25 protein-coding genes are annotated in these 25114 nt (G+C 64.1%); 7 read left to right on the top strand and 18 right to left on the bottom strand.

Annotated features, from left to right (window positions below):
- Positions 1 to 3: 3 nt before the first annotated feature.
- The 3 genes from AmiPiv_RS09795 to AmiPiv_RS09785 are packed head-to-tail and all read right to left on the bottom strand — an operon-like array spanning position 4 to position 3641.
- Positions 4 to 1140, bottom strand: coding sequence for an ABC transporter substrate-binding protein (locus AmiPiv_RS09795; protein ID WP_340037202.1), 1137 nt, complete (start codon positions 1138 to 1140; stop codon positions 4 to 6).
- A gap of 42 nt (positions 1141 to 1182) precedes the next feature.
- On the bottom strand, positions 1183 to 1980 hold the full coding sequence (kynA, locus tag AmiPiv_RS09790; protein WP_340037319.1) for a tryptophan 2,3-dioxygenase: 798 nt from the start codon (positions 1978 to 1980) through the stop codon (positions 1183 to 1185).
- 35 nt (positions 1981 to 2015) lie between these two features.
- Positions 2016 to 3641, bottom strand: coding sequence for an AMP-binding protein (locus AmiPiv_RS09785; RefSeq protein WP_340037201.1), 1626 nt, complete (start codon positions 3639 to 3641; stop codon positions 2016 to 2018).
- Positions 3642 to 3940: 299 nt separating this feature from the next.
- On the opposite strand from AmiPiv_RS09785, the gene AmiPiv_RS09780 reads away from it, so the two are divergent.
- The gene (locus AmiPiv_RS09780; protein ID WP_340037200.1) at positions 3941 to 4771 is read left to right on the top strand and encodes an alpha/beta hydrolase; all 831 of its coding nucleotides are present in this window, start codon (positions 3941 to 3943) and stop codon (positions 4769 to 4771) included.
- A gap of 92 nt (positions 4772 to 4863) precedes the next feature.
- Here AmiPiv_RS09780 and AmiPiv_RS09775 read toward each other — a convergent pair whose 3' ends face one another.
- A complete protein-coding gene (locus AmiPiv_RS09775; RefSeq protein ID WP_340037198.1) occupies positions 4864 to 5718 on the bottom strand; it encodes a LysR family transcriptional regulator in 855 nt (284 codons plus the stop codon).
- 124 nt (positions 5719 to 5842) lie between these two features.
- Here AmiPiv_RS09775 and AmiPiv_RS09770 point away from each other — a divergent pair, with 124 nt between their 5' ends.
- The gene (locus AmiPiv_RS09770; protein WP_340037197.1) at positions 5843 to 6505 is read left to right on the top strand and encodes a 5-formyltetrahydrofolate cyclo-ligase; all 663 of its coding nucleotides are present in this window, start codon (positions 5843 to 5845) and stop codon (positions 6503 to 6505) included.
- Positions 6506 to 6571: 66 nt separating this feature from the next.
- Here the strand turns inward: AmiPiv_RS09770 and AmiPiv_RS09765 are convergent, their stop codons facing one another.
- Positions 6572 to 7120, bottom strand: coding sequence for a L,D-transpeptidase (locus AmiPiv_RS09765; protein ID WP_340037317.1), 549 nt, complete (start codon positions 7118 to 7120; stop codon positions 6572 to 6574).
- Between the two features lie 54 nt (positions 7121 to 7174).
- Positions 7175 to 7504: a hypothetical protein gene (locus AmiPiv_RS09760; protein ID WP_340037196.1), complete on the bottom strand. Its 330-nt coding sequence runs from the start codon at positions 7502 to 7504 to the stop codon at positions 7175 to 7177.
- A gap of 454 nt (positions 7505 to 7958) precedes the next feature.
- Here AmiPiv_RS09760 and AmiPiv_RS09755 point away from each other — a divergent pair, with 454 nt between their 5' ends.
- Together AmiPiv_RS09755 and AmiPiv_RS09750 are read left to right on the top strand one after the other, a co-directional pair.
- Complete coding sequence (locus AmiPiv_RS09755; RefSeq protein ID WP_340037195.1) at positions 7959 to 8351, top strand: GFA family protein; 393 nt, start codon at positions 7959 to 7961, stop codon at positions 8349 to 8351.
- Between the two features lie 9 nt (positions 8352 to 8360).
- Positions 8361 to 8660, top strand: a complete 300-nt coding sequence (locus AmiPiv_RS09750; RefSeq protein WP_340037194.1) for a hypothetical protein — start codon at positions 8361 to 8363, stop codon at positions 8658 to 8660.
- A 42-nt stretch (positions 8661 to 8702) separates the two neighbouring features.
- On the opposite strand, the gene AmiPiv_RS09745 is transcribed toward AmiPiv_RS09750, so the two are convergent.
- The 4 genes from AmiPiv_RS09745 to minC are packed head-to-tail and all read right to left on the bottom strand — an operon-like array spanning position 8703 to position 10775.
- Entirely contained in the window at positions 8703 to 8873 is a 171-nt protein-coding gene (locus AmiPiv_RS09745) for a hypothetical protein (protein ID WP_340037193.1), read from the bottom strand.
- A complete protein-coding gene (gene minE, locus AmiPiv_RS09740; protein ID WP_340037192.1) occupies positions 8870 to 9193 on the bottom strand; it encodes a cell division topological specificity factor MinE in 324 nt (107 codons plus the stop codon). The genes AmiPiv_RS09745 and minE overlap by 4 nt, the downstream gene beginning before the upstream one ends.
- Positions 9190 to 10008, bottom strand: a complete 819-nt coding sequence (gene minD, locus AmiPiv_RS09735) for a septum site-determining protein MinD (protein WP_340037190.1) — start codon at positions 10006 to 10008, stop codon at positions 9190 to 9192. Before minD ends, minE begins: the two co-directional genes overlap by 4 nt.
- Before the next feature lie 32 nt (positions 10009 to 10040).
- Positions 10041 to 10775: a septum site-determining protein MinC gene (gene minC, locus AmiPiv_RS09730; protein ID WP_340037189.1), complete on the bottom strand. Its 735-nt coding sequence runs from the start codon at positions 10773 to 10775 to the stop codon at positions 10041 to 10043.
- Positions 10776 to 11225: 450 nt separating this feature from the next.
- Between minC and AmiPiv_RS09725 the strand changes: the two genes are divergently transcribed.
- Both AmiPiv_RS09725 and AmiPiv_RS09720 read left to right on the top strand, forming a co-directional pair.
- Positions 11226 to 11984 carry a metallophosphoesterase family protein gene (locus AmiPiv_RS09725; protein ID WP_445206938.1) on the top strand — a complete coding sequence of 253 codons (759 nt, stop codon included), beginning with the start codon at positions 11226 to 11228 and terminating at the stop codon, positions 11982 to 11984.
- A 207-nt stretch (positions 11985 to 12191) separates the two neighbouring features.
- Complete coding sequence (locus AmiPiv_RS09720; protein WP_340037187.1) at positions 12192 to 13397, top strand: NAD-dependent formate dehydrogenase; 1206 nt, start codon at positions 12192 to 12194, stop codon at positions 13395 to 13397.
- 28 nt (positions 13398 to 13425) lie between these two features.
- Here the strand turns inward: AmiPiv_RS09720 and AmiPiv_RS09715 are convergent, their stop codons facing one another.
- The 6 genes from AmiPiv_RS09715 to AmiPiv_RS09690 all read right to left on the bottom strand — a co-directional run bounded on the left by AmiPiv_RS09715 (position 13426) and on the right by AmiPiv_RS09690 (position 20991).
- Complete coding sequence (locus tag AmiPiv_RS09715) at positions 13426 to 15822, bottom strand: polysaccharide biosynthesis tyrosine autokinase (RefSeq protein ID WP_340037186.1); 2397 nt, start codon at positions 15820 to 15822, stop codon at positions 13426 to 13428.
- A gap of 157 nt (positions 15823 to 15979) precedes the next feature.
- A complete protein-coding gene (locus AmiPiv_RS09710) occupies positions 15980 to 16873 on the bottom strand; it encodes a UTP--glucose-1-phosphate uridylyltransferase (protein WP_340037185.1) in 894 nt (297 codons plus the stop codon).
- Positions 16874 to 16940: 67 nt separating this feature from the next.
- Positions 16941 to 17891 (bottom strand): glycosyltransferase family 2 protein, encoded by a 951-nt coding sequence (locus AmiPiv_RS09705; RefSeq protein WP_340037184.1) that lies wholly within the window; start codon positions 17889 to 17891, stop codon positions 16941 to 16943.
- Positions 17881 to 18807, bottom strand: a complete 927-nt coding sequence (locus AmiPiv_RS09700) for a glycosyltransferase family 2 protein (protein WP_445206937.1) — start codon at positions 18805 to 18807, stop codon at positions 17881 to 17883. Before AmiPiv_RS09700 ends, AmiPiv_RS09705 begins: the two co-directional genes overlap by 11 nt.
- Positions 18807 to 19793, bottom strand: coding sequence for a glycosyltransferase family 2 protein (locus AmiPiv_RS09695; RefSeq protein ID WP_340037182.1), 987 nt, complete (start codon positions 19791 to 19793; stop codon positions 18807 to 18809). Before AmiPiv_RS09695 ends, AmiPiv_RS09700 begins: the two co-directional genes overlap by 1 nt.
- 25 nt (positions 19794 to 19818) lie before the next feature.
- Positions 19819 to 20991 carry a glycosyl transferase family 1 gene (locus AmiPiv_RS09690; protein ID WP_340037181.1) on the bottom strand — a complete coding sequence of 391 codons (1173 nt, stop codon included), beginning with the start codon at positions 20989 to 20991 and terminating at the stop codon, positions 19819 to 19821.
- A 167-nt stretch (positions 20992 to 21158) separates the two neighbouring features.
- Between AmiPiv_RS09690 and AmiPiv_RS09685 the strand changes: the two genes are divergently transcribed.
- Positions 21159 to 22544: a polysaccharide pyruvyl transferase family protein gene (locus tag AmiPiv_RS09685; RefSeq protein WP_340037180.1), complete on the top strand. Its 1386-nt coding sequence runs from the start codon at positions 21159 to 21161 to the stop codon at positions 22542 to 22544.
- On the opposite strand, the gene AmiPiv_RS09680 is transcribed toward AmiPiv_RS09685, so the two are convergent.
- Together AmiPiv_RS09680 and AmiPiv_RS09675 are read right to left on the bottom strand one after the other, a co-directional pair.
- Entirely contained in the window at positions 22446 to 23906 is a 1461-nt protein-coding gene (locus AmiPiv_RS09680) for a lipopolysaccharide biosynthesis protein (RefSeq protein WP_340037179.1), read from the bottom strand. The genes AmiPiv_RS09685 and AmiPiv_RS09680 overlap by 99 nt on opposite strands.
- On the bottom strand, positions 23903 to 25081 hold the full coding sequence (locus AmiPiv_RS09675; RefSeq protein ID WP_340037178.1) for a glycosyltransferase: 1179 nt from the start codon (positions 25079 to 25081) through the stop codon (positions 23903 to 23905). Before AmiPiv_RS09675 ends, AmiPiv_RS09680 begins: the two co-directional genes overlap by 4 nt.
- Between the last annotated feature and the right edge of the window lie 33 nt (positions 25082 to 25114).

Raw genomic sequence — 25114 nt, 5'->3', positions numbered from 1 at the left:
AACTTACATCTTGCACTGCTCGGCGTAGGCGTCGCCGCGCTTCTCGAAGGCGGTACCGACGATCTTGTTGGTCAACACGTCGCCTTCCTTCACCACTTCGCGAACATAGATGTTCTGGATCGGGTGGTTGTTGGTGTTGAAGGTGAAGTCACCGCGCACCGACTTGAAGTCGGCGGCCTTCAGTGCTGCGCGGAATGCGTCCTTGTCCTTGACGCTGGCCTTGCCGAGCGCCGACAGGATCAGGTTGGCCGTGTCCCAGCTCTGGGCGGCATAGACCGACGGCAGGCGCTTGTATTCTGCCTGGAAGGCTTCGACGAATTCCTTGTTGGCGGCGTTGTCGAGATCCTTGGACCAACTGGCCGAATTCTTGACGCCGAGGGCCGCGTCACCCACCGCCGGCAGGATGTCCTGATCGAAGGAGAAGCCCGGGCCCATGACCGGGATCTTCACGCCCGACTGGGCGTACTGCTTCATGAACGCGATACCCATGCCGCCGGGCAGGAAGAAGAACACCGAGTCGGCGCCGGAATCGCGGATCTGGGCGATCTCGGCGGCATAGTCGGTCTGACCGACCTGGGTGTAGATCTCGCCGGCCAGCTCGCCCTTGTAGTAGCGCTTGAAGCCGGTCAAGGAATCCTTACCGGCCGGATAGTTCGGGGCGAGGATGAAGGTCTTCTTGTAGTCCTTGTTGGCGTATTGCCCCATCGCCTCGTGGAAGTTGTCGTTCTGGTAGGCGACGTTGAAGTAGTTCGGATTGCACTTGGCGCCGGCAAGGACCGACGGGCCGGCATTGGGCGACAGGTAGATGATGTCCTGCGCCACCGCGTTCGGCACCACCGCCATGGCGAGGTTCGACCAGATGATGCCGGTGAGCAGGTCGACCTTGTCGCTCTGGATCATCTTCTCGGCCAGTTGCACGGCGATCTCGGGCTTTTGCGCGTCGTCCTCTATGACGAGTTCGACGTCCTTGTTGCCCGACTTCTTCATGGCGAGTGTAAAAGCGTCGCGCATGTCGACGCCAAGGCCGGCGCCGCCACCCGACAGCGTGGTGATGACGCCGATCTTCACCGGCTCGGCATGGGCTAGGTTGGACGCCGCCATCGAGAGGCCGAAGATGCCGGCCACAATAATCTTCTTCATCAGGTTCTCCCTCCCAGTGTTTTAATTGAAATTCAAAAAGCTTCAGAGCCGGGTGCGAACTTTCCAGAGTTCGGGGAACAGTTCAACCTCCAGCATCTTCTTGAGATACGAAGCGCCGGACGTTCCACCGGTGCCGCGTTTCATACCGATGATGCGTTCGACCGTAGTGACGTGATTGAAGCGCCAGCGGCGGAAGTAGTCCTCGAAATCGACCAGCTTCTCGGCCAGTTCGTAGAACATCCAGTAGCGCTGCGGCTCGCGGTAGATCGTCTGCCAGGCGGCCAGCACCTCCTCGCTTTCGCTGCGCGTCTCGCGCCAGTCGGTCTTCTTCGCCTCGGCGCCGACATCGAAGCCGCTACGGGAAAGCAAAAGGATCGCCTCGTCATAGAGCGACGGCTGAGCCAGGATCGCCTCCAGCCGCGCCGTCAGCTCCGGCTCGTGGGCGTGCGGGCGCAGCATGGCGAGGTTACGATTTCCGGCCATGAACTCGATGGCGCGATACTGCCAGGACTGGAAGCCCGACGACTGGCCGAGCGAGTTGCGGAACTCGGTATATTCGCTCGGCGTCATCGTCCTGAGCACGTCCCAGGCACTGTTGAGCTGCTCGAAGATACGCGACACACGCGTCAGCATCTTGAAGCTCGGCTCCAGCTTGTCGGCGCGGATCGAGCGGATGGCGGCGCCGATCTCGTGCAACGCCAGCTTCATCCACAGCTCCGATGTCTGGTGCTGGATGATGAACAGCATCTCATCATGGGCCGTCGACAGCGGCGCCTGCGCGTCCAGCACCTTCTCAAGGTGCAGGTAGTCGCTGTAGGACATGCGGTCCTTGAACGACATCTGCGCACCCTCGGCCGCGGGATCGTAGGGCTTGCTCAATTTGCCTTCTCCGCACGCAGCCGGAAGCGCTGGATCTTGCCGGTCTGGGTCTTGGGTAGTGCGTCGATGAACTTCACCGAGCGCGGATACTTATAGGGCGCGATCGTCGCCTTGACATGGTCCTGCAGGCGCTTGATCGTCTCGCCGTCGCGGGCGATCCCTTCGACCAGAACGACATAGGCCTCGACGATCTGGCCACGCTCGCCGTCCTCTGTGCCGATGACGGCGCATTCGGCGACGTCGGGGTGCGAGAACAGTGCTGCCTCCACCTCGGGGCCCGCGATGTTGTAGCCGGCGCTGACGATCATATCGTCGGAGCGGGCGGCGAAATGGAAGAAGCCGTCGACGTCCTGGAAGAAGGCGTCGCCCGTCAGGTTCCAGCCATCGCGGACATATTCGCGCTGGCGCTCGTCGGCCATGTAGCGGCAGCCGGTCGGGCCGCGCACGGCAAGCCGGCCGACCGTGCCGCGCGGCACCTCGTTCATGTCGGCATCGACGATGCGCGCCTCATAGCCGCCCACCGGCTTGCCGGTGGAGGCCGGCTTGCGGTCGGCGAAACGGTTGGAAATGAAGATGTGCAGCATCTCGGTGGCGCCGATGCCGTCGAGGATGGGCTTGCCGGTCTTGGCCGTCCATTCCTCGAACACCGGCCCCGGCAGGGTCTCGCCGGCGGAGACGGCGACGCGCAGCGAGGAGAGATCCGCGCCCTCGTCCATGGCCTTCATCATGGCTCGGTAAGCGGTGGGGGCAGTGAACGATATCGTCGCCTTGTAGGTCTCGATGATGTGGATCATGTTCGGCGGCGTCGCGTGCTCGAGCAACGTGGCTGCAGCACCGAAGCGCAGCGGGAAGATGGCGAGGCCGCCGAGACCAAAGGTAAAGGCCAGCGGCGGCGAGCCGACGAACACGTCGTCGGGCGTGACCTCGAGCACCTCCTTGGCATAGGCGTCGGCGATGATGAGCAAGTCGCGATGGAAATGCATCGTCGCTTTCGGCACGCCCGTCGTGCCTGAGGTGAAGCCGAGCAGAGCGACATCGTCGCGGCCAGTCTTCACAGCTTCGAAGATCACCGATTTGTCGAGGGCGATGCGGTCGAGTTCGGCGTCATGGTTGGCGGTGCCGTCGAAGCCGATGACTTTCTTGAGGAACTTGCTGTCCTTGGCGCAGGCCACCATTTCGTCCATCAGGCGCGTGTCGCACAGCGCGATCGTGATCTCGGCCTTGTCGACGATCTTGGCGAGTTCGCCGGCGCGCAGCATCGGCATGGTGTTGACCACCACGGCGCCGGCCTTGGTGGCGGCGAGCCAGCAGGCAACCATGGCGGGGTTGTTGGCCGAACGGATAAGCACGCGATTACCCGGCCTTACGCCGTAATTCTCAACCAACGCATGCGCCAGCCGGTTGGTCCAGTCCGACAGCTCCTTGTAGGTGCGACGGCGGCCATTGCCGATCAGGGCGGTGTGATCGCCGAAGCCTCTTTCGACCAACCTGTCGGTCAGTTCGACGCCGGCATTGAGGTGGTCGGGATACTGGAAGCCGTCGAGCAGGAAATCCGGCCACTGACCCTGAGGGGGCAGGTTGTCGCGCGTGAACGTGTCGGTATGCGCTGACGGTCCAAGCATTCTGCCCCCTATATTGCCCATCGCAACGACCGCATCGCCGCGCTTGCGTTCTTGAATTTTTGAGGGGAGATCGAGCACCGGTTCCAGGCCAAGCCGGCATTCCGGCGACACCCTTCGCACAGTCGACGATTTGACCGGCTTTCGGCGCAGCGAGACCTCCCATTCTCACTGATGGCCAAGCATCGCATCAGACCAAATTTATTTCAAGCCTAAAGTTTTTGGCCGCTGGTACATTGACGCCGGCCGGCACGCCCGCCATTTCTGTGCTCCACGAACGATACCGCCAGAGGAGGGCGCCGGTGCTCGAACGTCATATCGCCGATTGGGACAATGCCTACACCAACGGCGCCAATATCGCTGGCGGCGACCGCTGGCCGGCGGCGTGGGTGGAGCCGGCCAAGGGATTTCGCGACAGATTGGCGGCTGTGAGCCGGGCTCAGCTCGATGTCGCCTACGGCGAGCGGCCGCGCAATCGGCTCGATCTTTTCCTGCCCGCAGACAAGGCCAGAGGCCTCGTCGTCTTCGTCCACGGCGGCTACTGGATGGCGCTCGACAAGAGCTACTGGTCGCATCTCGCCAAGGGCTCGGTAGACAGCGGCTATGCCGTCGCCATGCCGTCTTACACGCTGTGCCCCGAGGCCAGGATCGGCGACATCGTGCGCGAAGTCGGCGCGGCCATTGCCAAGGCGGCCACGCTGGTCGATGGACCCATCATGCTGACCGGCCATTCCGCCGGCGGGCACCTGGTGTCGCGCATGGTCGCGTCGGGCTCGCCACTTGGCTCGGATGTGCTTTCGCGCATTCGCCATGTCGTCTCGCTGTCCGGTGTCCATGACCTCAGGCCGCTGATGAACACCGGCATGAACAAGACGCTCCATATCGACGAGGCCGAGGCGCTGGCCGAGAGCCCGGCCTTGCTGCGGCCGGTTGCCGGCACACGCATCACCTGCTGGGTCGGCGGCGGCGAGCGGGCCGAGTTCCTACGCCAGAACGAGCTTCTCGCCAGTATCTGGACCGGCCTCGGCGCCACAACGTCAGCGGTGGTCGAGCCCGACCGTCATCATTTCAGCGTTATCGACGGGCTCGCGGATGCAAGGCACCCTCTGACCAGGGCACTGATCTCGGAATAGACAGAGCCGGACGGCGCCCAACAAAGTCAGAGCCGCAAGCGTCTCCGGTGGTGACCGTCCCGTCGCCAATAATTCCGAAAGCGACAGGCGTGTCAGTCGGCCTCGTGCATGGCCCGCCGCAGACCGAGCAATGCATCCTGCAGGTCGGACCGCGCCTCGATCGCCTCGGGATAGACGGCATAGACCGGATAGGTGAATTCCGGCGCGCCTTCGACCCGCTCGAGTTCGCCCGCCGCGACCAGCGGCGCGACGATGCCTCTGCGAAAATAGCCCATGCCCCCGGCCCTGAGGATGTAGTTCAGGCCGAGCGGGCCGAGGCCGACGAACAGGCCGGGCTCGCCGAACGGATTGGACCCGGCATCGTGCTGGGCGGCAAATGTCGGGCCCCAGTCGACATAGACATAGTTCTCCGCCGGGTCCCGCCTGCCTTGCTTCGAAGTGGTCCTGACCAGCACGAGTTGCTCCTCCTGCAGGATCTCGACCTTGAAACCGGGCAACAGCTTCGGCGCGTAGAGCACGGCGATATCGAGCACGCCCGTACGCAGCTGGTCGAGCAGCTGGTCGGGGACCCCGACATGGGCGCGGATGGCGATCTCCGGGCTTGCCTGCCTCATCCAGACCAGCCAGTCGAGCAGCAGCGGATTCCACAGGCTCAGCTCGCCGCCAATCGCCAGCAGGCTCGTGCGCCCCGAGGGGACGGCAAGCTGATGGCGGGCGCGCTCCCAAACCTGCACGAAAGACTGCGCATAGCGTTCGAAGTCCCGCCCCGCAGCCGTCAGTTGCGCGCCGCTTCGATTGCGGACGAACAGCTGGCGCCCGAGTTCCTGCTCGAGCGTGCGGATCCGCGCACTGACGGTAGTCTGCGTCACATGCAGGCGCTCGGCAGCCTTGAGAAAGCTGCCGCCCTGGACGATTTCGAGGAACGTGCGTGCGCGATCGATATCCATGGTACCGATTAAGTGCAATTTTTTTGCAGTAATCCAGCATTTAATTCCGTTTGCCTTCCGGCCTGGATCGGCCCAGCCTCTCGAGGCGATGCTATCGTCGTGCTGCTACGGGAGAGGGAACACGATGTCGGACAAGAACGATTCGCCCCATGAGCCAGCCGAATATGCGTCCCCGCCATGCTACATGCACGAATTCGAGCCGGGCCCGGACACTGCACCGGTCCACAAGGACAACTGGCCCGAAGTGGCAGGCTGGCGGAAGGTGGAAAGAGCGCGCCTGATCGACCAGCGCCTGACCGTCGGCGCGGACGAGCGAAAGGCCAGGTCGGAAAGGATCGCTTCGGCTCTCGACCTGGCCATCGGCAAGGTGGGCGGGCGGCTCATTAGCGTCTATTGGCCGTTCCGCGGCGAGCCGGATCTTCGCAACTGGGCCGTCAGTGTCATCGCCCGGGGCGGCCGAATCGCCCTGCCGGTCGTCATCAGGAAGGCATGGCCGCTGGAATTCCGTGGCTGGGCGCCGGGCGATCCGCTCGAGCGCGGCGTCTGGAACATCCTCGTGCCCGCCCATGGTCCTGCCGTGCAGCCCGACGTCGTCATCGCCCCGGTCGTGGGCTTCGACGCGGCAAACTACCGGCTGGGTTACGGTGGCGGCTTCTTCGACCGCACGCTCGCGGCCACGCCGAAGCGACCGCTCGCCATCGGCATCGGCTATGCGGAAAGTCGCATCCGCACCATCTATCCGCAGGCTCACGACATACCGATGGATGCCGTCGTCACCGACGGGTGAGGAGTCAGGTTCCAATGCCAAGCTCGCCAGCGGCGTCAGCGCTGGCGGGCAGGCGTTGGCAAAACCTCAGCTCAGCACCACGACCGTCGCCCCAACCGGCACGCGCTCGTAGAGATCCTGGACGTGCTCATTGGTCATGCGGATGCAGCCATTCGACACTGCCCGACCGATCGTCCAGGGTTCGTTGGTGCCATGGATGCGATAGTAGGTATCGCGACCATTGCGGTAGAGATACAAGGCTCGCGCACCCAGCGGATTGGACTGTCCGCCCGGAACGCCATCGGCATACTTGGCGTATTTCTCCGGATCGCGCTTGATCATGTTCTTGGTGGGTGTCCAGGTCGGCCACTTCGCCTTGCGGGCGACTTCGGCCGTTCCCGACCAGGCCAGGCCGGCGCGGCCGACGCCAACCCCGTAGCGGCGGGCGACCCCAGTTTCCTCCACCAGATAGAGAAACCGGTTCTTGGGATCGACCACAACTGTTCCCGGAGAATATTGCGGTTCGAAATCCACTAGTTGCGGTTGGAACTTCGGGTCGAGGACGAAGGCCTTGGCCTTCGCCTTCTGAGCTGTGGCCACGGACGGCGCCGCAAACAGAGCAGCCACCCCGAGCATGAGGGAACGACGATTTATCATGATGCACCTGTGAGAGAGAATTTTGCGAAAAGGCTAGGAGAGCGCCTCGTAGCTGGGTGGTCGGTCGTCTCTGACAGGTTCGATGCCGGCAAGCGTTAGTGCAGCCGGCGGTTGGCTATGTTCGCGGAGTTGCATGGGCGCGCCGAACTGGATGATACCGGTGAAGGCATGCACGGAATGGCATCCCGAAGCGGGCGGGGGATTGAAGGGCCCGGCCTGACCGCATCCGCCCGTCTCGATCACCGAGTGCTTGGCTGGCGCCGTGCTCAGGACCGCGGCCGACGCTGGCGCCGCAAAATGCAGCGACAGCGCCAGTACGACGACCAGCCCCAACAACGACCGAGCCAGATACATGGACTTCATGAAAGACAGTCTGGTCCCCGACAGTTTTTCATCCGTTAGCGTTTCATCACAACTTCGTGAGCACAGGGATGCACAATGCATCGTTCGTTTCAGGAGGCGACTGTAGGCATTTGCCGAAGCACTCGCAGTCTGCTCCACTCGAATTCATCATAACCTTTGGCTATTGGCCACGGTCATACTACAGTAATGGATTGTATTTCAGAAACAACTTCACTGGCAATGTTTCATCCGCAACAGCTCCGGCAGATACCGGGATCGAACACCTACTGGACCGCCCTCCGATCAGGCTTACGCATCCCCGACCGGCTTGCGCCCGAGCGGCGCTTCCGTCGCGGTCGGCACGCTCCTTCTCGACGCTGCAAAGCTGCAGCAGGCAAGGCTGGCGTATCTTTCATGGACGCCCGACGAGGTTCATTGTTAACGTTCCGACCGCTGATCCTGGAGGAGACGCAGCATGGACCGTTTCACCGGCGGTTGCCTGTGCGGCAACGTCCGTATTGTGGCATTGGGCCGCCCATACCGGGTCGGCCTTTGTCACTGTCTCGACTGCCGCAAGCATCACGGGGCTCTTTTTCACGCTTCCGCGGTGTTCCCGCAGGATGCGGTGACGATCGATGGCGAAACGCGCGACTACGCCGGGCGATTTTTCTGTCCCCGCTGCGGCTCGTCCGTTTTCGCACGCACCGCAGACGAAATAGAAGTGAGCCTGGGATCCCTGGATGCCCCTGACCAACTGATGCCAACCTACGAACTCTGGACCGTCCGTCGCGAGTCCTGGTTGCCGCCGTTTCCGCTCGCCAGACGATACGAGCGCGATCGTGACGCCACCGGCCGCTTTGAAGAGTAGGCGGCACGGATGATTGATTCAGAGGGCTGGGCGACGGCAGTTTGGAAATGCAACAGTGACGTGCGTGCAGATGTGCGCGCCTCGCATAATCTATCTTATGGAACTGGTGTCTTATTGGACAATGCCGGCTTCGCCAACTGGTCGTTTGGCACCGACATCCGCTCGTCGACTGTGCCTGGCAGCGACGCCCCCGCGCATATGGAGGGCACGCTGCTGCTTCCTTCCGGCGCCTATATCGGCATACTGCCCGATCAGGACGCTGCAGAGACGCTGGCCCAGGCGATCGTTGAAGGCATTGGAACGAAGTGACGAGGGCCAGGAATTACCTCGTGCCGCAAGTTCGATCTCGGCTTATCGCCCGTCCGTCCGGCTCAGCGCGCCGGCGGCCGTTTCACAGACCTCCACGTGCCTGGTCAGCGCCTCTTTGGAGAGCACCGCGCTGATCGTGCAGATGTCGCGGTTCTGGAACTTGGGCATCTGCTGGAGTTCCTGAAGCCTTGCAAGCAGTTCCGCTCGGGTCATGCCGTCCTCCTTTGGCCCGGCCTGGCGGTAGCGGCGCTGCCGCCGGGTCGAGTGCCATCAGCAGCGCGGACACGCGCGTTGAGCGGGATCTCGATGTCGACCTCGAGCGTCGATACCTTTTCGCCGCGGTCCATTTTCACATTGACCTTGTCGCGATCGATCTGGACGTGCTTGGCGATGACGGCGAGGATTTCCTCACGTAGGACCGCCACGAGGTCCGAGTGTCCCTCGGTCGCCCGCTCGTGCGCAAGCAGCACCTGCAGCCGCTCGCGTGCGGTCGGCGCCGAACTCTTCTTGTTGAAGAAATTGAAGATGCTCATGCCGCCGCCCTCCGCCCGAAAATCTTGCTGAGCAGGCCGCGCTTCTCGCCCGGAATGGTTACCGGCAGCGATTCGCCGGCAAGCCGGCGCGCCGCGTCGAGATAGGCGAGAGCCGGCGCGCTGCGGTTGTCGGCAAGCGTTACCGGTGCGCCCAAGTTGGAGGCGCGCAGGACGTCCATGCTTTCCGGAATGATGCCGAGCAGCGGGATCGACAGGATCTCGAGGACGTCATCGACCTTCAGCATGTCACCGCGCTCGGCGCGGTTAGCATCGTAACGCGTAAGCAGGAGATGCTTCTCCACCCGCTCGCCGCGCTCTGCCCGCTCGGTCTTGGAATCGAGAAGGCCGATGATGCGATCGGAGTCACGTACCGACGAGACCTCCGGATTGGTGACGACGACCGCGATGTCGGCGTGGCGCATGGCCAGGGTTGCGCCGCGCTCGATGCCGGCCGGGCTGTCGCAGATGATCCAATCGAAGGACTGCTTGAGTTCGCCGATCACCCGCTCGACGCCTTCCGGCGTCAGGTTATCCTTGTCGCGGGTCTGCGATGCCGGCAGGAGGTGTAGCGTATCCAGGCGCTTGTCGCGGATCAGTGCCTGCGGCAGCTTGGCGTCGCCCTGAATGACGTTGATCAGGTCATAGACCACGCGCCGCTCGGCCCCCATTACGAGGTCTAGATTGCGCAGACCGACGTCGAAATCGACCACGACGGTCTTCTCGTTCCGCTGCGCCAGCGCCGCTCCGAGGGCCGCGGTCGAGGTCGTCTTGCCGACGCCGCCCTTGCCCGATGTAACCACGATTACTTTCGCCATCTCGCTCTCCTGTCCTCCGGTCTGCCGCCGTTTCAGTTTAGAAGTTCCGCCATGATCGCATCGCCATCGAGCCAGAACTGGACGGCTTGACCGCGAAGCTTGCGGTCCATGTGCTCGGCGGTCATGTAGAGGCCGTCGATCGCCAGCAACTCCGCTTCCAGCTTCCGGCAGAAGATCCGGGCCGACGCATTGCCGACCGAGCCCGCCAAGGCCCGCCCCCTCAATGCCCCGTAGACATGGATCGATCCGCCGGCGACGACTTCCGCACCCGAGGCGACCGACCCCAGAATGGTGATATCGCCTTCCGGAAAGACAATCGACTGGCCGGACCGCACCGGCTCATGGATGATGATTGATTGCACTGGCCGGACCATCTGGGTCTCGGCCGGCAGCGCAGGCGCCGGAGAAGCGACCTGCCCGTTCGTTTCGGTCGCCGGCGCCTCGAAATCGGGAGCCGGCCTGCCACCCTTCATGGCAGGGGGCATGCCTGGGCCCAGCAGCGAGGGACGAGCGCCCTCGATCCCCATGATCCAGACGTTGCGCTGAGCGAGCGCGCTGATCAGGTCCGCCAGCTGCGTCCGGGTGATGTCGAGGTTCTCGACATCGAGAACGATGGGGCGCCCGAGGAAAAAGCCCGCAGAACGCCCTGACAGGTCATCGAGCCGATCGAGCCATTCGTCGAAGGGCAGATCCGGCGAGAGCGTAAGCGCCAGGAAGGAGCGGCCCTTGAGGCGGATCGGACGCGTGTCTGTTAGCACTCTGGTCATCTTGGTTAATTTTCCGTTGCTTCGATGCCTATGGATTGATGGTTAACCAATGGTTAACGCAGCACCGTGGCGCGACGTTGGAAACACGATTTGATCGGATGGAACCGCTTTCTTCGGGGAGGCCTGCATCGCAAGATTGTATCGGTCGGGAGCTTCGGCTCCCTCAGGTTTAGCTGCCTGTCAGCATAGCTGAGTCGCTCAATTTGGCGCTTCGCTTTCGTCGTCATGCGGCATGTTTCGCCATTGTCGAAAACGATTCACGCACAGGCAGCACAGTTCGCTCCGCATATTTTTGTGGGATGACCGGCGCCCGGCGGAGGCTTGGCGCGACGCAATCTTGCAGCCCAACGAACACACTGCACCCTGCTGTTTCGCAGCAGAGATTGCCATCGGGAGCATGACGGGCGATAGACTTGCGGCAACCGACAACGCTCGAACAAGGTCGACAGTCTGTTGAAATTCCGAACACCCGACCGGCAGGGGCAACGCGAGCGCCTCCGGTTGAACCTCGCCGACACCGTCGCCTACGCGGTGGGCGACGTGCACGGCTGCTACCGCGAACTGCGCTCGCTGGAGGAAAAAATCGTCGCCGACGCGGCACGGCTGCCCGGGCGAAAGCTCATCATCATGCTCGGCGACTATATCGATCGCGGACCCGACTCGGCGAAGGTCCTGGATCATCTGCTCGCTGCGCCGCCGGACGGCTTCGAGCGCATCTGCCTAGTCGGCAATCACGAGACCCAGACACTCGACTATCTCGACGGCAGGATATCGCTCGACGCATGGCTGGCCACTGGGGCGCGCAGCACGCTGTTTTCCTACGACATCGACCCCGAGCATCTCGCCGAGATCTATGGAAGCAGCGCCAGGCTCGACGGCTACATCCGCGCCAACTTTCCCCGCGAGCACGTCGAATTCATGCGATCGCTGCCGATCCTCGCCTATTCGGACCGGTTCGTCTTCGTACATGCAGGAATCCGGCCGGGCGTACCGCTGCTCGAGCAGGAAGAGACCGATCTTCTCTATATCCGGGAAGACTTCTTCGAAGCATCTCGTCGCCTCGACCGCTGGGTGATCCACGGCCACACACCGATCGAGCGCCCTCGCCTCGACGGGCGTCGGCTGGACATCGACACCGGTGCGTTCAAGACCGGCCGGCTGACGGCGGTGCGGGTCGGCGGCAAGAGCGGTCGCCTTCTGTACTCCTAGTTGCGGGGCCTTTGCCAAGGCGCGGCCGCCGTATCTTGAAACGACGCCCCGCCCTTCCATCTATCTGGGAAGAGCGCACAGCTTTCCAGCCGAGGAAGTGCCAGGAGCGGGTCGCAGGCCCTGCGGTCTCTCGAAACACACCGCCCCTCCCGGACGCGTCGACAGTCAGGATCTTCCTCGTCGCTGCCAGACGAAGGGAGATGAAACATGGCCAAGGTTCTTTGCGTCCTCTACGATGATCCGGTCGACGGCTACCCGGCATCCTATGCCCGCGACGGCCTGCCGAAGCTCGATCGCTATCCCGGCGGCCAGACACTGCCTACCCCCAAGGCGATCGACTTCGCACCCGGAGACCTGCTCGGCAGCGTGTCGGGCGAACTCGGCCTGAGGACATTCCTCGAAAATGCGGGACACAGCCTCGTCGTCACCTCCGACAAGGACGGCCCCGACAGCGTTTTCGAGCGGGAACTCGTCGACGCCGAGATCGTGATTTCGCAACCTTTCTGGCCGGCGTACCTCACCAAGGAGCGCGTCGCCAAGGCCGGCAGGCTGCGGCTTGCGATCACTGCCGGCATCGGGTCGGATCATGTCGATCTCGAAGCGGCGATGGAGCGCGGCATCACGGTGGCCGAGGTGACCTACTGCAACTCGATCAGCGTTTCCGAGCACGTGGTGATGATGATCCTGTCGCTGGTACGGAACTACATCCCGTCCTACGACTGGGTCGTCCGCAGCGGCTGGAACATCGCCGACTGCGTGGCTCGCTCCTATGACGTCGAGGGCATGCAGATCGGTACCGTCGGCGCCGGCCGTATCGGCAGCGCCGTTCTGCGCCGCCTGAAGCCCTTCGACGTGAAGCTGCACTACACCGATCGCCACCGGCTGCCCGCCGCGGTCGAGGCTGAGCTCGGCGTCACCTTCCACGCAGACGCTGCCTCGATGATAGGCATCTGCGACGTGGTGACCATCAATGCCCCGCTGCATCCGGAAACGGAGAACCTCTTCGACGAGCAGATGATCTCCCGCATGAAGCGCGGGGCCTATCTGGTGAACACCGCTCGCGGAAAGATCTGCAATCGCGACGCCGTCGCCCGTGCCTTGGAGAGCGGCCAGCTTGCCGGCTATGCCGGCGATGTCTGGTTCCCGCAGCCGGCCCCCAAGGATCATCCTTGGCGGTCGATGCCGCACCACGGCATGACGCCGCATATCTCGGGTTCGTCGCTGTCAGCCCAGGCGCGCTATGCGGCAGGCACGCGCGAGATCCTGGAATGCTGGTTCGAAGGCCGCCCGATCCGGGAAGAATATCTGATCGTCGACGGCGGCAAGCTTGCCGGCTCCGGGGCGCATTCCTACAGCGCGGGCGATGCCACGCGCGGTTCGGAAGAGGCCGTGCGGTTCAAGACCAAGCAATGACGGCGCCGGCGCTGATCGCCGAACGGACTCAGGAAGCAGCCTTCACCTTGGCTTCGCTCTTGTCGATGTAGTAGCTCGAATACTGGCCGAGGAACTGCTCGGACCCGCCATAGGCGCCGTAGCTCGGCAGGCGCTTGAGATCGACCTTGTTCAGCACCAGCCCGAGAATCTTGTTGGCGATGTGGGGCTCGGCATTGAGGGCGGAGCGCACCAGCGGGCGCGGCGTGGCACCCCACTCAGCCACCAGCACGAAGCCGTCGGCGAGCGGCGCGAACGCCTTGGCGTCGACGACCGGGCCGAGCGGCGGCAGGTCGACGATGATGTATTCGAACGTCCCTTTTGCTTCCTCGATGAAGCGGCGCATGCGCGCCGACGAGAGCAGCTCGCTGGTATGCGAGAAGCGGCCACGCACGACAGCCGGAACGATGGCCAGCTTCGACTGACGGTCGACTTTGACCACCGATTGCCAGCCTTGGTCGTTGACCACCGCCTCCACCAGCCCCTGGTCCGCGTCGATGCCGAGGCTGCGGCTGAGGCCCGGATTGCGCAGGTCGCCATCGACCAGCAACGTCCTTGCGCCATTGTTCGCGAGCAGCCCGGCCAGGTTGGCCGCCACCGTCGACTTGCCCTCCCCCGGAAGCATCGAGATGACGCCTATCACCTTGCTGCCGGCGTCCTGCAGCACGACGTCGGCGGCGATCTTCGTGTTGCGCAACGTTTCGGCGAACATCGAGGCAGGTGAATCGACCGCGATGCGCATGCGTGCCCGCCTGTCGGCAGCCGCCGAGACCTTCGTCGGCGGCTCCGCCGGAGCCCCATCCTTGACATATTTGCCGTCCTTGGCCTTGCTCTTCTTGTCGTCGGACGCGCCGATCAGCGGCAGGTATCCCAGGAATTTGACGCCAAGGCGCTGGCGAACGTCGTCGGCGGTCCGGAAGAAGCGCTCGTTGAATTCGTTGAGCGCGCCGAATGCCGATCCCATCATCAACCCCAGCACCAGCGAGAGACCGAGCACCAGGGACGTCCGCGGGCTCGATGGCCCACGCGGCATGGTCGCCTCGGAGATCACGCGCACCTTGGCGATCGGGAACGACTGCTGCTGCGAGGCCTCCTCGTAGCGAGACAGGAAGGTCTGGTAGAGCGTGCTGAGGGCGGTCGACTGCTGCTCCAGTTCGCGCAGGCGAACCTGGGCCTGGTTGGCGTCCGAGTTCTGGCCCGTGGCCTTTGCCACGCTGTCGCGGAGCGCGGTCTCCCGCGACTGCGCCACCTCGTACTCGTTGCGATAGGTCTCCGACAGCTGGCTGAGCTCGCGGAACATCTGGTTGGCGAGATCCGCCTGTTCCTTGCGCAGCGCAACCGCCTGCGGATGGTCCGCGCTGAAGCCGGACGAGATTTCCTGCTCGCGTTTCGACACGGCGGCGTAGCGCTTCTTCAGCTCCGAGATGACCGGGTTTCCCGGATCCTCCGCCGACAGGGTCGAGTTGCTAACGGCTGCTTTCGGCCCGCTCTCGACGATGATGCGATATTGCTCGTAGCGGGCGCGCGCCTTTGCCGAGTCCGCCTGGGCAAGGATGAGCTGCGCGTTCAGGTCGGAAAGCTGCTGCTCGGCGATCGTCTCGCCGCGCGCCGCGGTCAGGCCGTTTGCGGCGCGGAATTTCTCCACTTCGAGAGCCGCCGCCTGCGAGCTCACGCGCAGTTCCTCGATCCGACCCTGGAGCCAGACGGCGGCCTTTTCGGTGGCATCGAAGCTGGCGTCGAGCTGGTCCGAGACGAAGGCATCGGCATAGGCCTTGGTGATGGCCGCCGCCAGTTGCGGATCATTCGAGCGATAGGCGATGGATATGACGTAGCTGCGGCCCAGGCGTTCGGCCATGACATTGGCCTGTAGGGTCTGCACGGCCTGCTCCTTGAGGGCCGCATCTGCCGCCGCCTTGCGCTGGGCCTCGGTCAGTTCCGGCCCACCGGCGGCGATGTCCGGACGCGAGCGGAACATCTGGACGACACCGCGCGCATAGCCTAACAGCCGAGACACCAGCGATTGCGGCGGCTGCATGAAGCTGGGGTTCTTGTCCAGCTTCTGCTTCTCCACCACGACTGCCGCCAGCCGGGCCGACTTGATGATCTCGATCTGGCTGAGGATGGCCGCGTCGGTCTGCATGTTGACCGGCGTTGCCGACACCTCGTCGACGATCTTGTTCATGCCCTCGTCGATGAGGACGCGGGTCATGGCGGTGAATGTCGGCGGCGTGGTCTGCAGGTAGACCAGCCCGAACAGCAGTCCGACCAGCGCGCCGATGCCGACCACCCTGGCCTGGCGCTTGGCCATGGCAAGAAGGCGCTCGAGATCGATGAAGTCGCTCGCCTCCCCTGCTTCCTGGGAAGCAGGCGCAACACGGCCGTTGAAAGGGAAGCTGGCGTAGTTCATCTGCGTTCCAGTTCTTGCTTGAGCGAACAGTCGCTCGAAGGGTTCTGGGCGAAGCCGCATTCAGCCACGCATTCTAGTTGCAAGCTGGCGTGCCTACAGCACTGCCGAAACGGAATCGAGGGCGGCCGCGAGCGGCCGCCCTCGATGATTGGCGAACTCAGGCGGCGGCGACGTGATCCTGCTCGGCGACCATGTCGCGGATCGCATCGAGCACCGAGTCGCGGATGTCGGCCCGCTTCAGCGCAAAGGCCACGTTCGCCTGGATGAAGCCTTCTTTCGAGCCGCAATCAAACATGCGGCCCTGGAAGGGCCTGGCGAAGAAGGCCTGGCCGGCGGCGAGGCGCACCATCGCGTCGGTGAGCTGAATCTCGCCACCGGCGCCGCGCGTCTGCGTGCCGAGCAGCTGGAAGATCTCCGGCTGCAGGATGTAGCGGCCGTTGATGTAGTAGTTCGAAGGCGCCTTGGCCGGGGCGGGCTTCTCGATCATCGCGGTCACCTCGAAACCAGCGCCGACGTCCGGGCCCTTGCCAACGATGCCGTACTTGTTCGTCTCGTTGGGATCGCATTGCTCGACCGCGATCACGTTGCCACTGGTCTGCTCGTAGAGCTCCATGATCTCGGCAAGGCAGCCGCGCTTTCCGAACGACACCATGTCGGGCAAGAGCAGCGCAAACGGCTCATCACCGATGATGTCGCGGGCGCACCACACCGCATGGCCCAAGCCGTGGGGCGCCTGCTGGCGCGTGAAGCTGGTAGCGCCGGGCACGGGCAGCAGGCTTTCCAGCGACTTGATCTGCTCGACCTTGCCGGCCTGTTCGAGCGTGCCGACCAGTTCGGGATGAAGGTCGAAATAGTCTTCGATGACCGCCTTGTTGCGGCCGGTCACGAAGACAATGTGCTCGATGCCCGCCTCCAGCGCCTCGTCGACCGCATATTGCACCACCGGCCGGTCGACGACCGGAAGCATCTCCTTCGGCATCGACTTGGTGGCCGGGAGGAACCGCGTTCCGAGACCCGCAACAGGTATCACCGCCTTCCTGACTTTCTTCATCGTGCCTTTCCTATCGATCACTATAGTCTCCTCGTCTTTCGTCTGGCCGTGCGGACAGGCAATTGCCTCACCTGCCCGGCCGACCCGCGAACTGATCCGCGACCCGCCGCAACCGTACCGCGATCGGCATCCGCAAATGGCGGATCGCCGACGGGTCGCGCAAAGCCGTCCGCATCGCCTTGAGCGGCGACCGCGACTTGATGTGCTGAACCAATGACAGGAATGTGGCAGCCCTACTCAGGCTTCGAGTGCGGCGCGTGAACGCCTGACGCGCCTCTCCGTCGAGCCTGTTGACACGCTCGAAAACGGCATCGGCGCGCTGCATCGCCTCGACATGGCGAAGCTCCAGAACCCGCGAAATCGAGCCGCTGCGGATATGGTAGGCATAGCCTACGGAGGGTTCGACGGCACATCGGCCGCCCCTGGCGAGGGCGCTGGCCAGCAGGATGAAATCCTCGCCGATGCGCAGGTCTTCGTCGTAGCGGAGGTGGTTGTGATCCAGATATCCTCGCAAGAATATCGGCTTCATGTAACCAAAATTGAACGTGACTTCGAACAGCAGATTGCCGTCGATGTAACGGGCCAAGGTGAGTTCCGGGAACTGTTCGAGCTGGCCTGGGGCAAACATCGTCTCGGGGGCGGTGCCGTCCGCTCGAATCACCACGAGATTGTCGACAGCCATGACTGCATCTTCGACTTCGGCGCGCGAAATCATCGTCGCGAGCCTGTCCGGCAACACGGAGTCATCGGAGTCGAGCACCGCCACCCAGCGCCCGCGGGCCGCATCGAGCCCGGCGTTCCTGGCCGCGCCGGGGCCGCCGTTGTGTTCGAGCGGCACGACGCGCACGCGGTCGTCGGAATAGGACCGCGCCACCGCCAGCGTCCCGTCCGAGGAGCAATCGTCCACCACGATCACCTCGACCGAAACGCCCCTCTGGGCCAGGGCGCTGTCCACGGCGCGGACGAGCGTGGCTTCCGCATTGTACGCCGCGATGACGAAGCTGATGTCAGGCTGCACGCTGGCCTCCTTCGCTGCCGTAGAGGCGGATTTCGCGCACGCCGATCAGCCCGCTCAACACGCCGACATGCATGACGCCCCTGAGCAGGCTCCGGCTGCGCCCAACCGGCCGAAAGACGCCGATGCCGGCCGCGAAGAAACAATAGCCCGCCTTGGCCGAGGCGAGCGCAAATGCCGGGATCAGGCACATGCCAGAGGTCTTCGAAGCCAGCAGCCTGCCATGCGTCTGCCCGACGCGGTAGCGGCGCTTGGTGAGCCAGCCGAGGGTCGCGCGCGTAGCGGGAACCGGCTCCTCCACCCATGCGTCCGCGGCATAGGCAATGGCCCCTCCGGCCTCGAAGACCTGGTCGAAGAATTCGGTATCCTCGCCGCCCGTCTGGCCCCGCGCCAGGCTGAAGCGCCGGCCGGCGATGCTCGCAGCCTTCGTCCTGAGCAGGACGTTGCAGGTGTAGCCGGTGCGGATCTGCCCCGAGACGAAGACCGGGTAGGTCGAGTGGAAATCGCCCGTGCGCATCCAGCGCGGTGCGGTCGAACTGTAGCGTGCCCGGACCGGCCCGAGCACGACATCGGCGGAGGTTGCCTCCGCGGTCTCGGCCAGGCGCGCGAGCCACTGGCTCGTCGCCTTCTCGTCATCGTCGATGAAGGCGACGAAGTCGGCGGAGCTCGCCTCCAGGCAGGCGTTGCGGGCGATCGAGATATTGCGTGCCGGACAGTGGACATAGCTGATCGGCAGCGCCAACTGAGCAGCGAGTTCGTCCACCAGCGCGCGTGCACTGGGCCCGTCGTCGTTGTCTGCTACGATCACGCCGATCCGGTAGCCCGCCGGCATTTCCATGGCGGCAAGCGAGCGCAACGTCTCGGCGAGAGCCGGTCGCCGGAAGGTGCAGACGCAGATGTCTATGCTGGCGGCAATCATCATGCGGCCCTGCCTCTCGTTCCGGCGTCGAGCAGTTGCAGCCAGAAGCCCAGCGACCAGGCGAAATGCATGACCATGGCCGAAATGCCGGCGAGCGCCCGCTTGGGAGCTCCCGTACGCAGGCCAAGCATGAGGCCATAGCCGAGGCAGGTCGCCGCCCACAGCATAAGCGGTGCGGCAAAGACCGCGTGCAGCGGCGCAAGCAGCGCCAGCGAAGCCGCGGGCGCAACCATCAACGGTGCCAATTGCCTGAGCTTGGGCGCAACCCGGTGCTTGAGCACGTTTTTGGCGCGGCCGCGCCCGTAGCCGAAATACTGGCGATAGAGGCCGACGAGCGAGTTGCGCGGGTAATAGGTCATGCGCGTCCGGCCGCTCATCCAGATCTTGCAGCCGGCCTGGCGCAGGCGATGGTCGAACTCGGCGTCCTCGTTGTGGCTGAAGCTCTCATCGTACCCACCGAGATCCCGAAACACGTTCACGCGCATCAAGGCGTGGTGGCCGTGATCGACCCACTCGCCCGACGAACGATGCCGGTGCTTCGAGCCGCCGGTGCCAAGCTTGGAATTCTGCGCGGCTGCGGCGGCCTGCTGCAGCAGACCGGTGCCCTTGGTGAGCATCGAGACGACCACGGAATCGGCCCCCGTCTCACGGGCTTCCTCGATGAGGCAATCGCAATAGTCGTCGGGGTAGCCGCCATGCGCGTCGATGCGGATCAGATAATCGACGCCTTCACCGAAGATCTCGACGGCCAGGTTTAGCGCCGCGCTCTGGATCCGCCCCGGATTGTCGATCATCACCACGTTGGCGTCTTCCAGCGCAGCCATGCCGACGATGGCACGGGTCGCGTCGCGGCTGCCGCCGTCGGCGACGATGATGCGCGCCCCGAGGCGTTCTGCAGCCGGCCGGAGCTGGTCGAGCAAGGCGCCGATGTGGCGCTCCTCGTTGAGACAAGGGATGACAATGATGCAGGAAGGGTCTTCAGGCATGCGTCGCTATGGAGATTGTTTCGTTTCAGGCGGCGATGGCGCCGGTCGCGCCGGCCCGTGAATCGGAGGCGACGCGTTCGAGCGTCGCAACCAGTGCGCGGCAGTCGGAGCGGTCACAGCTCCAGGTCTTCGGATCGCGAGCAAGCACGCCGCGACGCAGGACCTCGTAGCGCTCCGCCGTCATGCCGGAGAGCGCTTCCGTCAAAGCTTCTTGTGTGGGTTCGCGGAGGATCAGTCCGACGCCCTGCCGGTCCAGGAAACTGGCGGTCTCGGTTTCCGCCATGGCTATTGGCACAGCGCCGAAGCGGCCGCCTTCGTACAACCGGTTGGGCAGGAGCCACTTCGAGTTCTGGCCGTCCTCGAAGAAGTCGATCGCCCAGGAGAAGTGCACCTGCCTGTAGATGCCGGCCATGTCCTCCGGGTTTCGATAGGCACCCATAAACTGCAAATGGGGCTCGGATGCGACGAAACCGTGGAAATCCGGGAACTCGGTGAGCGACGGCCTGCCGCGCATTGTCACTTCGAAGCGACCCCCGCTGTTGCGGGTAAAGGCCGCCAAGAGTTCGAGCGAGCGACGGCAGCGCAAAGCGCCGAACCAGCCGATGCGCCAGGGCGGACCTGCCAGGGGCGGACCGGAGGGCGGCTGGGCCGCATCGGTGGCAAGGTCGAGCAGCTTGTTCTCGACCAGTTCGATGGGGGCGTCGATCTGGCCGAACCTCTGAAAGTATTGCCTTACGAAGGCAGGCGAACTGGTCAGCAGAAGTTTCACGTTGCGGCCAAGCATACGCTCGACACCACGAAGGCCGATGCCGACCAGGTCTTCCCTAAGCACAAGCCGATGTATGTCCAGGCACTCGTAGACGACGGGCGCGGACGAAGCGAACGCGGTTCGCGCACGCTGTGCCAGCGCCAGCATCTCCAGATTGCGCGCCATGACGATATCGGGGGCCGGCACGCCTTTCAGCGACGCGGAGATGCTCGCGGCGGCCTTGGCCACCGCGCCGAGCCGCTGCGCGAAGCGGCCATCACGGGTCGGGCCGAGGTCGACGGGCTTCAAGCCCTCGACGTCTTCGACCGGTTCCGCGGTCCGGCGGAAGCCGGCCAATGTAAGACGTGCACCGCCGGCCTTGAGCATGATGACCCGACGGCGAACAGCTGGATCGGATACGTCATGCACGAGGTACAGAACATGCAGCATGAATCCACGCTCGCAGTTTGGCCCACCCGCGGGGAAAGCTAGAGGACGATTTGCTGCGCCGCAACAATTATTGACCGGCAACCACTCAACTCTTGTTGCGCCGCAAAATAGCCCGTTTAGTCTGGCCTTTTCCCATCGACCGGATGGAAACGAGGAGCCGAGCCTGCATGAAGAAAGTCATTGTCGAGAACACGGTCTGCCTGAACACCGGAGACGCCGCGATCCTGCTCGCTATCAGGCACATTCTGAAGTCGGCCTATGAGGGCAGCCTTCAGATCCAGGTTTTCGACAGCCAGCCCGAGGTGGCCTCGCGGCTCTATCCGAAGCGGGATTATCCCGACATCGAGATCCGCAAGCTCCTGTCCGAATCGATCTTCAAGTACCCTTACGACGACAACCGGCTGAAGAACCTCGCCAAGCCGATCTACAACAGGCTGGCGCTGAGCGCATTGCGGCACTACGGCAAGAGCCGGGCGCTCGACGAAACCATGTTCGGCGCCGAGGACCGCCGCAGCCTCGACATGTATCGCGAGGCGGATCTGGTCATCACCACCGGCGGCACCTACCTGGTCGAGAACTACAATCTGGAACGGCGTCTCAACCAGTTCCGGATCGATGGTCTGTTCGGCAAGGACCCGATATTCTTCACCCAGTCGCTCGGGCCGTTCGACAAGGACTACAACCGCCGCGAACTGAAGCCCGTGTTCGACCGCAGCCCGCTCATCCTGCTGCGCGACGAGCGTTCGCGGCAACACCTGCGCGGCCTGGTCGACGATCCCGGCAAGTGCCATGTCGTCGCCGACTCGGTGTTCGCGCTGGCCGACAGGAAGCGGATCGAGGCTATCCTCTCGTCCGGTGAAGCGCCCGCGCCGACCGGTCGCGTCGGCATCTCGGTGCGCCACTGGAACTACGTCAGCGACGGTGCCGGCGGTATGGGCCGCTACATGGATTCCGTTCGCGAAATCGCCACCAGGCTGGTGCGCGAGCATGGCAAGCAGGTGACCTTCGTGTCGACCTGCCAGGGCGTGCCGGAATACGCCCATGACGATTCGAAGACCGCGCGAGCCATCTTTTCGGGGCTGGCTCCCGAGATCGCCGAGCATGTGACGGTCGATCCCTCCTTTCACACGCCCGAACAGCTGATGGAACTGGTCAAGGGCTTCGACTTCGTGGTGGCGACCCGCATGCACATGATGATCATGTCGCTGTGCGTCGGCGTCCCGGTGCTGCCGATCGCCTACGAATTCAAGACCAAGGAACTGGCCAAGCGGGTCGGCGTGGCCAACCTGCTGCTCGACATCGACACAATCACGCCCGAAGAGGCTTGCGGCAAGCTCGCAGCCCTTGTCGGGGGGCTCGACGCCTATCGGCGGGACACGCTCTCGGCAGTGCTCGAGGAGCACGCGTCGGCGATGTCGGCGGCGGATCTTCTCCGGCCCCTGCTTGCTGAGCCGTCAGCGAATGTTGCGGGCGACGGTCTTCCAGGCCTCGGCAAGAGCGCGGCGCGACTGCGGCACGGCGAGCATGAAGATCAACGCCACCGCGTAGCTTAGGATGGCAGCGGAAGCCGCAGCTAGAATGTTGGACTGGCCGACCAGCGTTTCCAGCAGGTAGCCGTAGCCGACCCAGGCGACGGCCGCGGCGACGATGAGCAGCGCCTGGACCATCAGGAAGTCGACCGACGACACCGGTCCGACGCGCTGCATCAACACGGCAAGGACCGGCAGCCGCAGCACATAGCCGCTGACCGCATAGGCAGCTGCAACGCCGACCGCGCCCCATTTCAGGCCGACGACGAAGGACAGCACCGTCGTCAGCGCCGAATAGATGCCCCACCGGAACATCGTGCTGGTCTTGCCCTGGCAGATGAAGATCCAGCCCGTCGTGCTGGACACGGGCTGCATGAGGCCGGCGATGCCGAGCCAGGCGAAGATGGGAGCCACCGGCAGCCAGCGCTCGCCGAAGAGGATCGACACGACCGGTTCGGCGGCGATGGTGAGCGCGGCGATGCCGGGAACGGTGATTGCGGCAAGCAGCCAGTTGGTCCTGAGGTAGAGGTCGCGGAAACGCGGCTTGTCGTCCTGGATGCGGCTGAGCAGCGGCACCATCAGCCGCGACAGCGGCTGGTTGATGTTCTGCAGTGGAAACAGCAAAAGCTTGTAGGCGCGGTCGTAGTAGCCGAGTTCGATCGGTCCCGAGAACTTGCCGATGAGGATGTTGTCGAGGTTGCGGGAGAAGAAGTTGACCAGGTTGAACCCCGTGAGGTTCGCCCCGAAGGACAGGATCTCGCGATCGACCTTCACGTCGGGCCTGCCCGGCTGCCAGCGTGTCGCCCACCAGGCGCCGAGCAGGGTCACCACCGCCCCGACCGCAGGACCGATGACCAGCGACCAATAGCCGAGGCCGGCATAGGCCGCCGCCACGGCGGCAACAAGCCCCGCCATGGCGGTCAACACGTCGTTGATAGCCAGCTGGCCGAACTGCAAGTGGCGGTTCATGAGGGCAAGCGGCAAGGCGGCAAGGCTGCCGAACAACAGCGGCAGCGCCGCAGCCAGCGTGATCCCGGTCATCCTCGCGTCGCCGTAGAAGGCGGACACTGCAGGCGACAGCGCGGCTGCAGCGGCGGTGCACACTAGCCCTGCAAGGGCGCTTATCCAGAACACCCGGTTGAGCTGCGCCTGGTCGATCTGCGGCCGCTGGATGACCGCCTGCTGCAGCCCGAGATTCTGGAACAAGCCGACGAAGGCGACGATAGGGCCGACCGAGGCGACGAGGCCGAAATCCTCCGGCGCGAGCAGCCGCGCCAGGATGACCACCGACAGCAGCTGGATGACCATCTTGGCGGCCTGGGCGCCGGCAGTGAACACGCCACCGCGCAACGCGATGCGTCCAAGTGATTGGGGCTCGGCGGTCATGCCGCTGCCCTCGCCTCGACCAGCCGAACCAGCGTGTCGGCAAACTCGTCGTTGAGCCGCGTGGAATTGAAGTCGTCTTCCACCTTCCGCCGTGCCGCCACCGCGAGCGCTGCGCATGCCTCAGGATTGTCGGCGGCCCAGATCAGCTTTTCGGCGAGCGCCGATACGTCGCGTTCGAGGGCCAACAGGCCGCTGACACCGTCCTCGATCAGTTCGGGAATACCCGAATGGAAGGTGCTGACGACGGTGAGCCCTGCCGCCATGGCCTCCATCAGCGCCACCGGAATGCCTTCGAGGTCGCCGTCGCCTGCCTTGACGCTGGGAAGCAGAAAGACATGCGCCTTGCCGAGCCGTCGCTTGACCTCCGCATGCGGGAGGGGGCCGAGAAAGTCGACACGCGACGCGATCCCCAGCCTCGCGGCCAGTTCCTTCATGTCGCCGAGGAGTTCGCCCCCGCCGACGACGGTGTAGGTCCATTCCAAATCCGGACGCTGCGACCAGACATGCGACAGCGCGCGGAGCGCATATTCGATACCCTTCTTCTCGGTCAGCCGGCAGACCGAAATCAGTGCCAGCGCGTCGCCTCGTTCTGTCGGCCGGAATGCGATCTCCTCGGTCTTCACGCCCATGTGGTGCACAATGGCTGTTTCCGGGGCGGCGCCGGCGCCGATGAGCGCGGCGCGGAAGAAGCCGTTGACCGGCATCTGCAATGTCCCCTGCTCGAAGACGGCGCAGTAGCGCGACAGCGTGCCGTCATGCATGGGGGCGCCCACGTCATGGCCGTGGAAGACGGTCACCAGCGGCGCCGAGATGCGCCGCCGCTTCATGGCCCTCGCGACCCTGAGGCCGTTGTTGCCGAAATGGGCGACGATGACGTCGTACTTCTCGAGCTTGCCGGCGAGAGCGACGTCGAGCGCGGTCGACGCCTTGTCCCACAGCCGGCCGGACCAGTAGCGCAGATGGGGACGCAGTGGCGCAAGCGGACCCCACCACCTCGCCACGCCGGCAGGCAGGTTGCGCCAACGAGCATTGTCGACGTTCGGCTCCGTGCCGAAGGTCGTCTGGTTGCAGACGACCCCGACCTCCATGCCCCGTTCGAGGCATCCCGATATCTGGTCGAGGACGAAAGTCTCGGAAAGGGAGGGGAACTTGTCGACCACGAAACAGACCTTCATCTCTCCGCGCCCTTGGAAATCCGTCGGCAAAAC

Origin of the sequence: Aminobacter sp. Piv2-1, from assembly GCF_037625995.1 — a bacterium.
GTDB lineage: Bacteria > Pseudomonadota > Alphaproteobacteria > Rhizobiales > Rhizobiaceae > Aminobacter.
The sequence above is the reverse complement of the archived record's forward strand: the minus strand, read 5'-3'. Positions and strand labels throughout refer to the sequence as shown.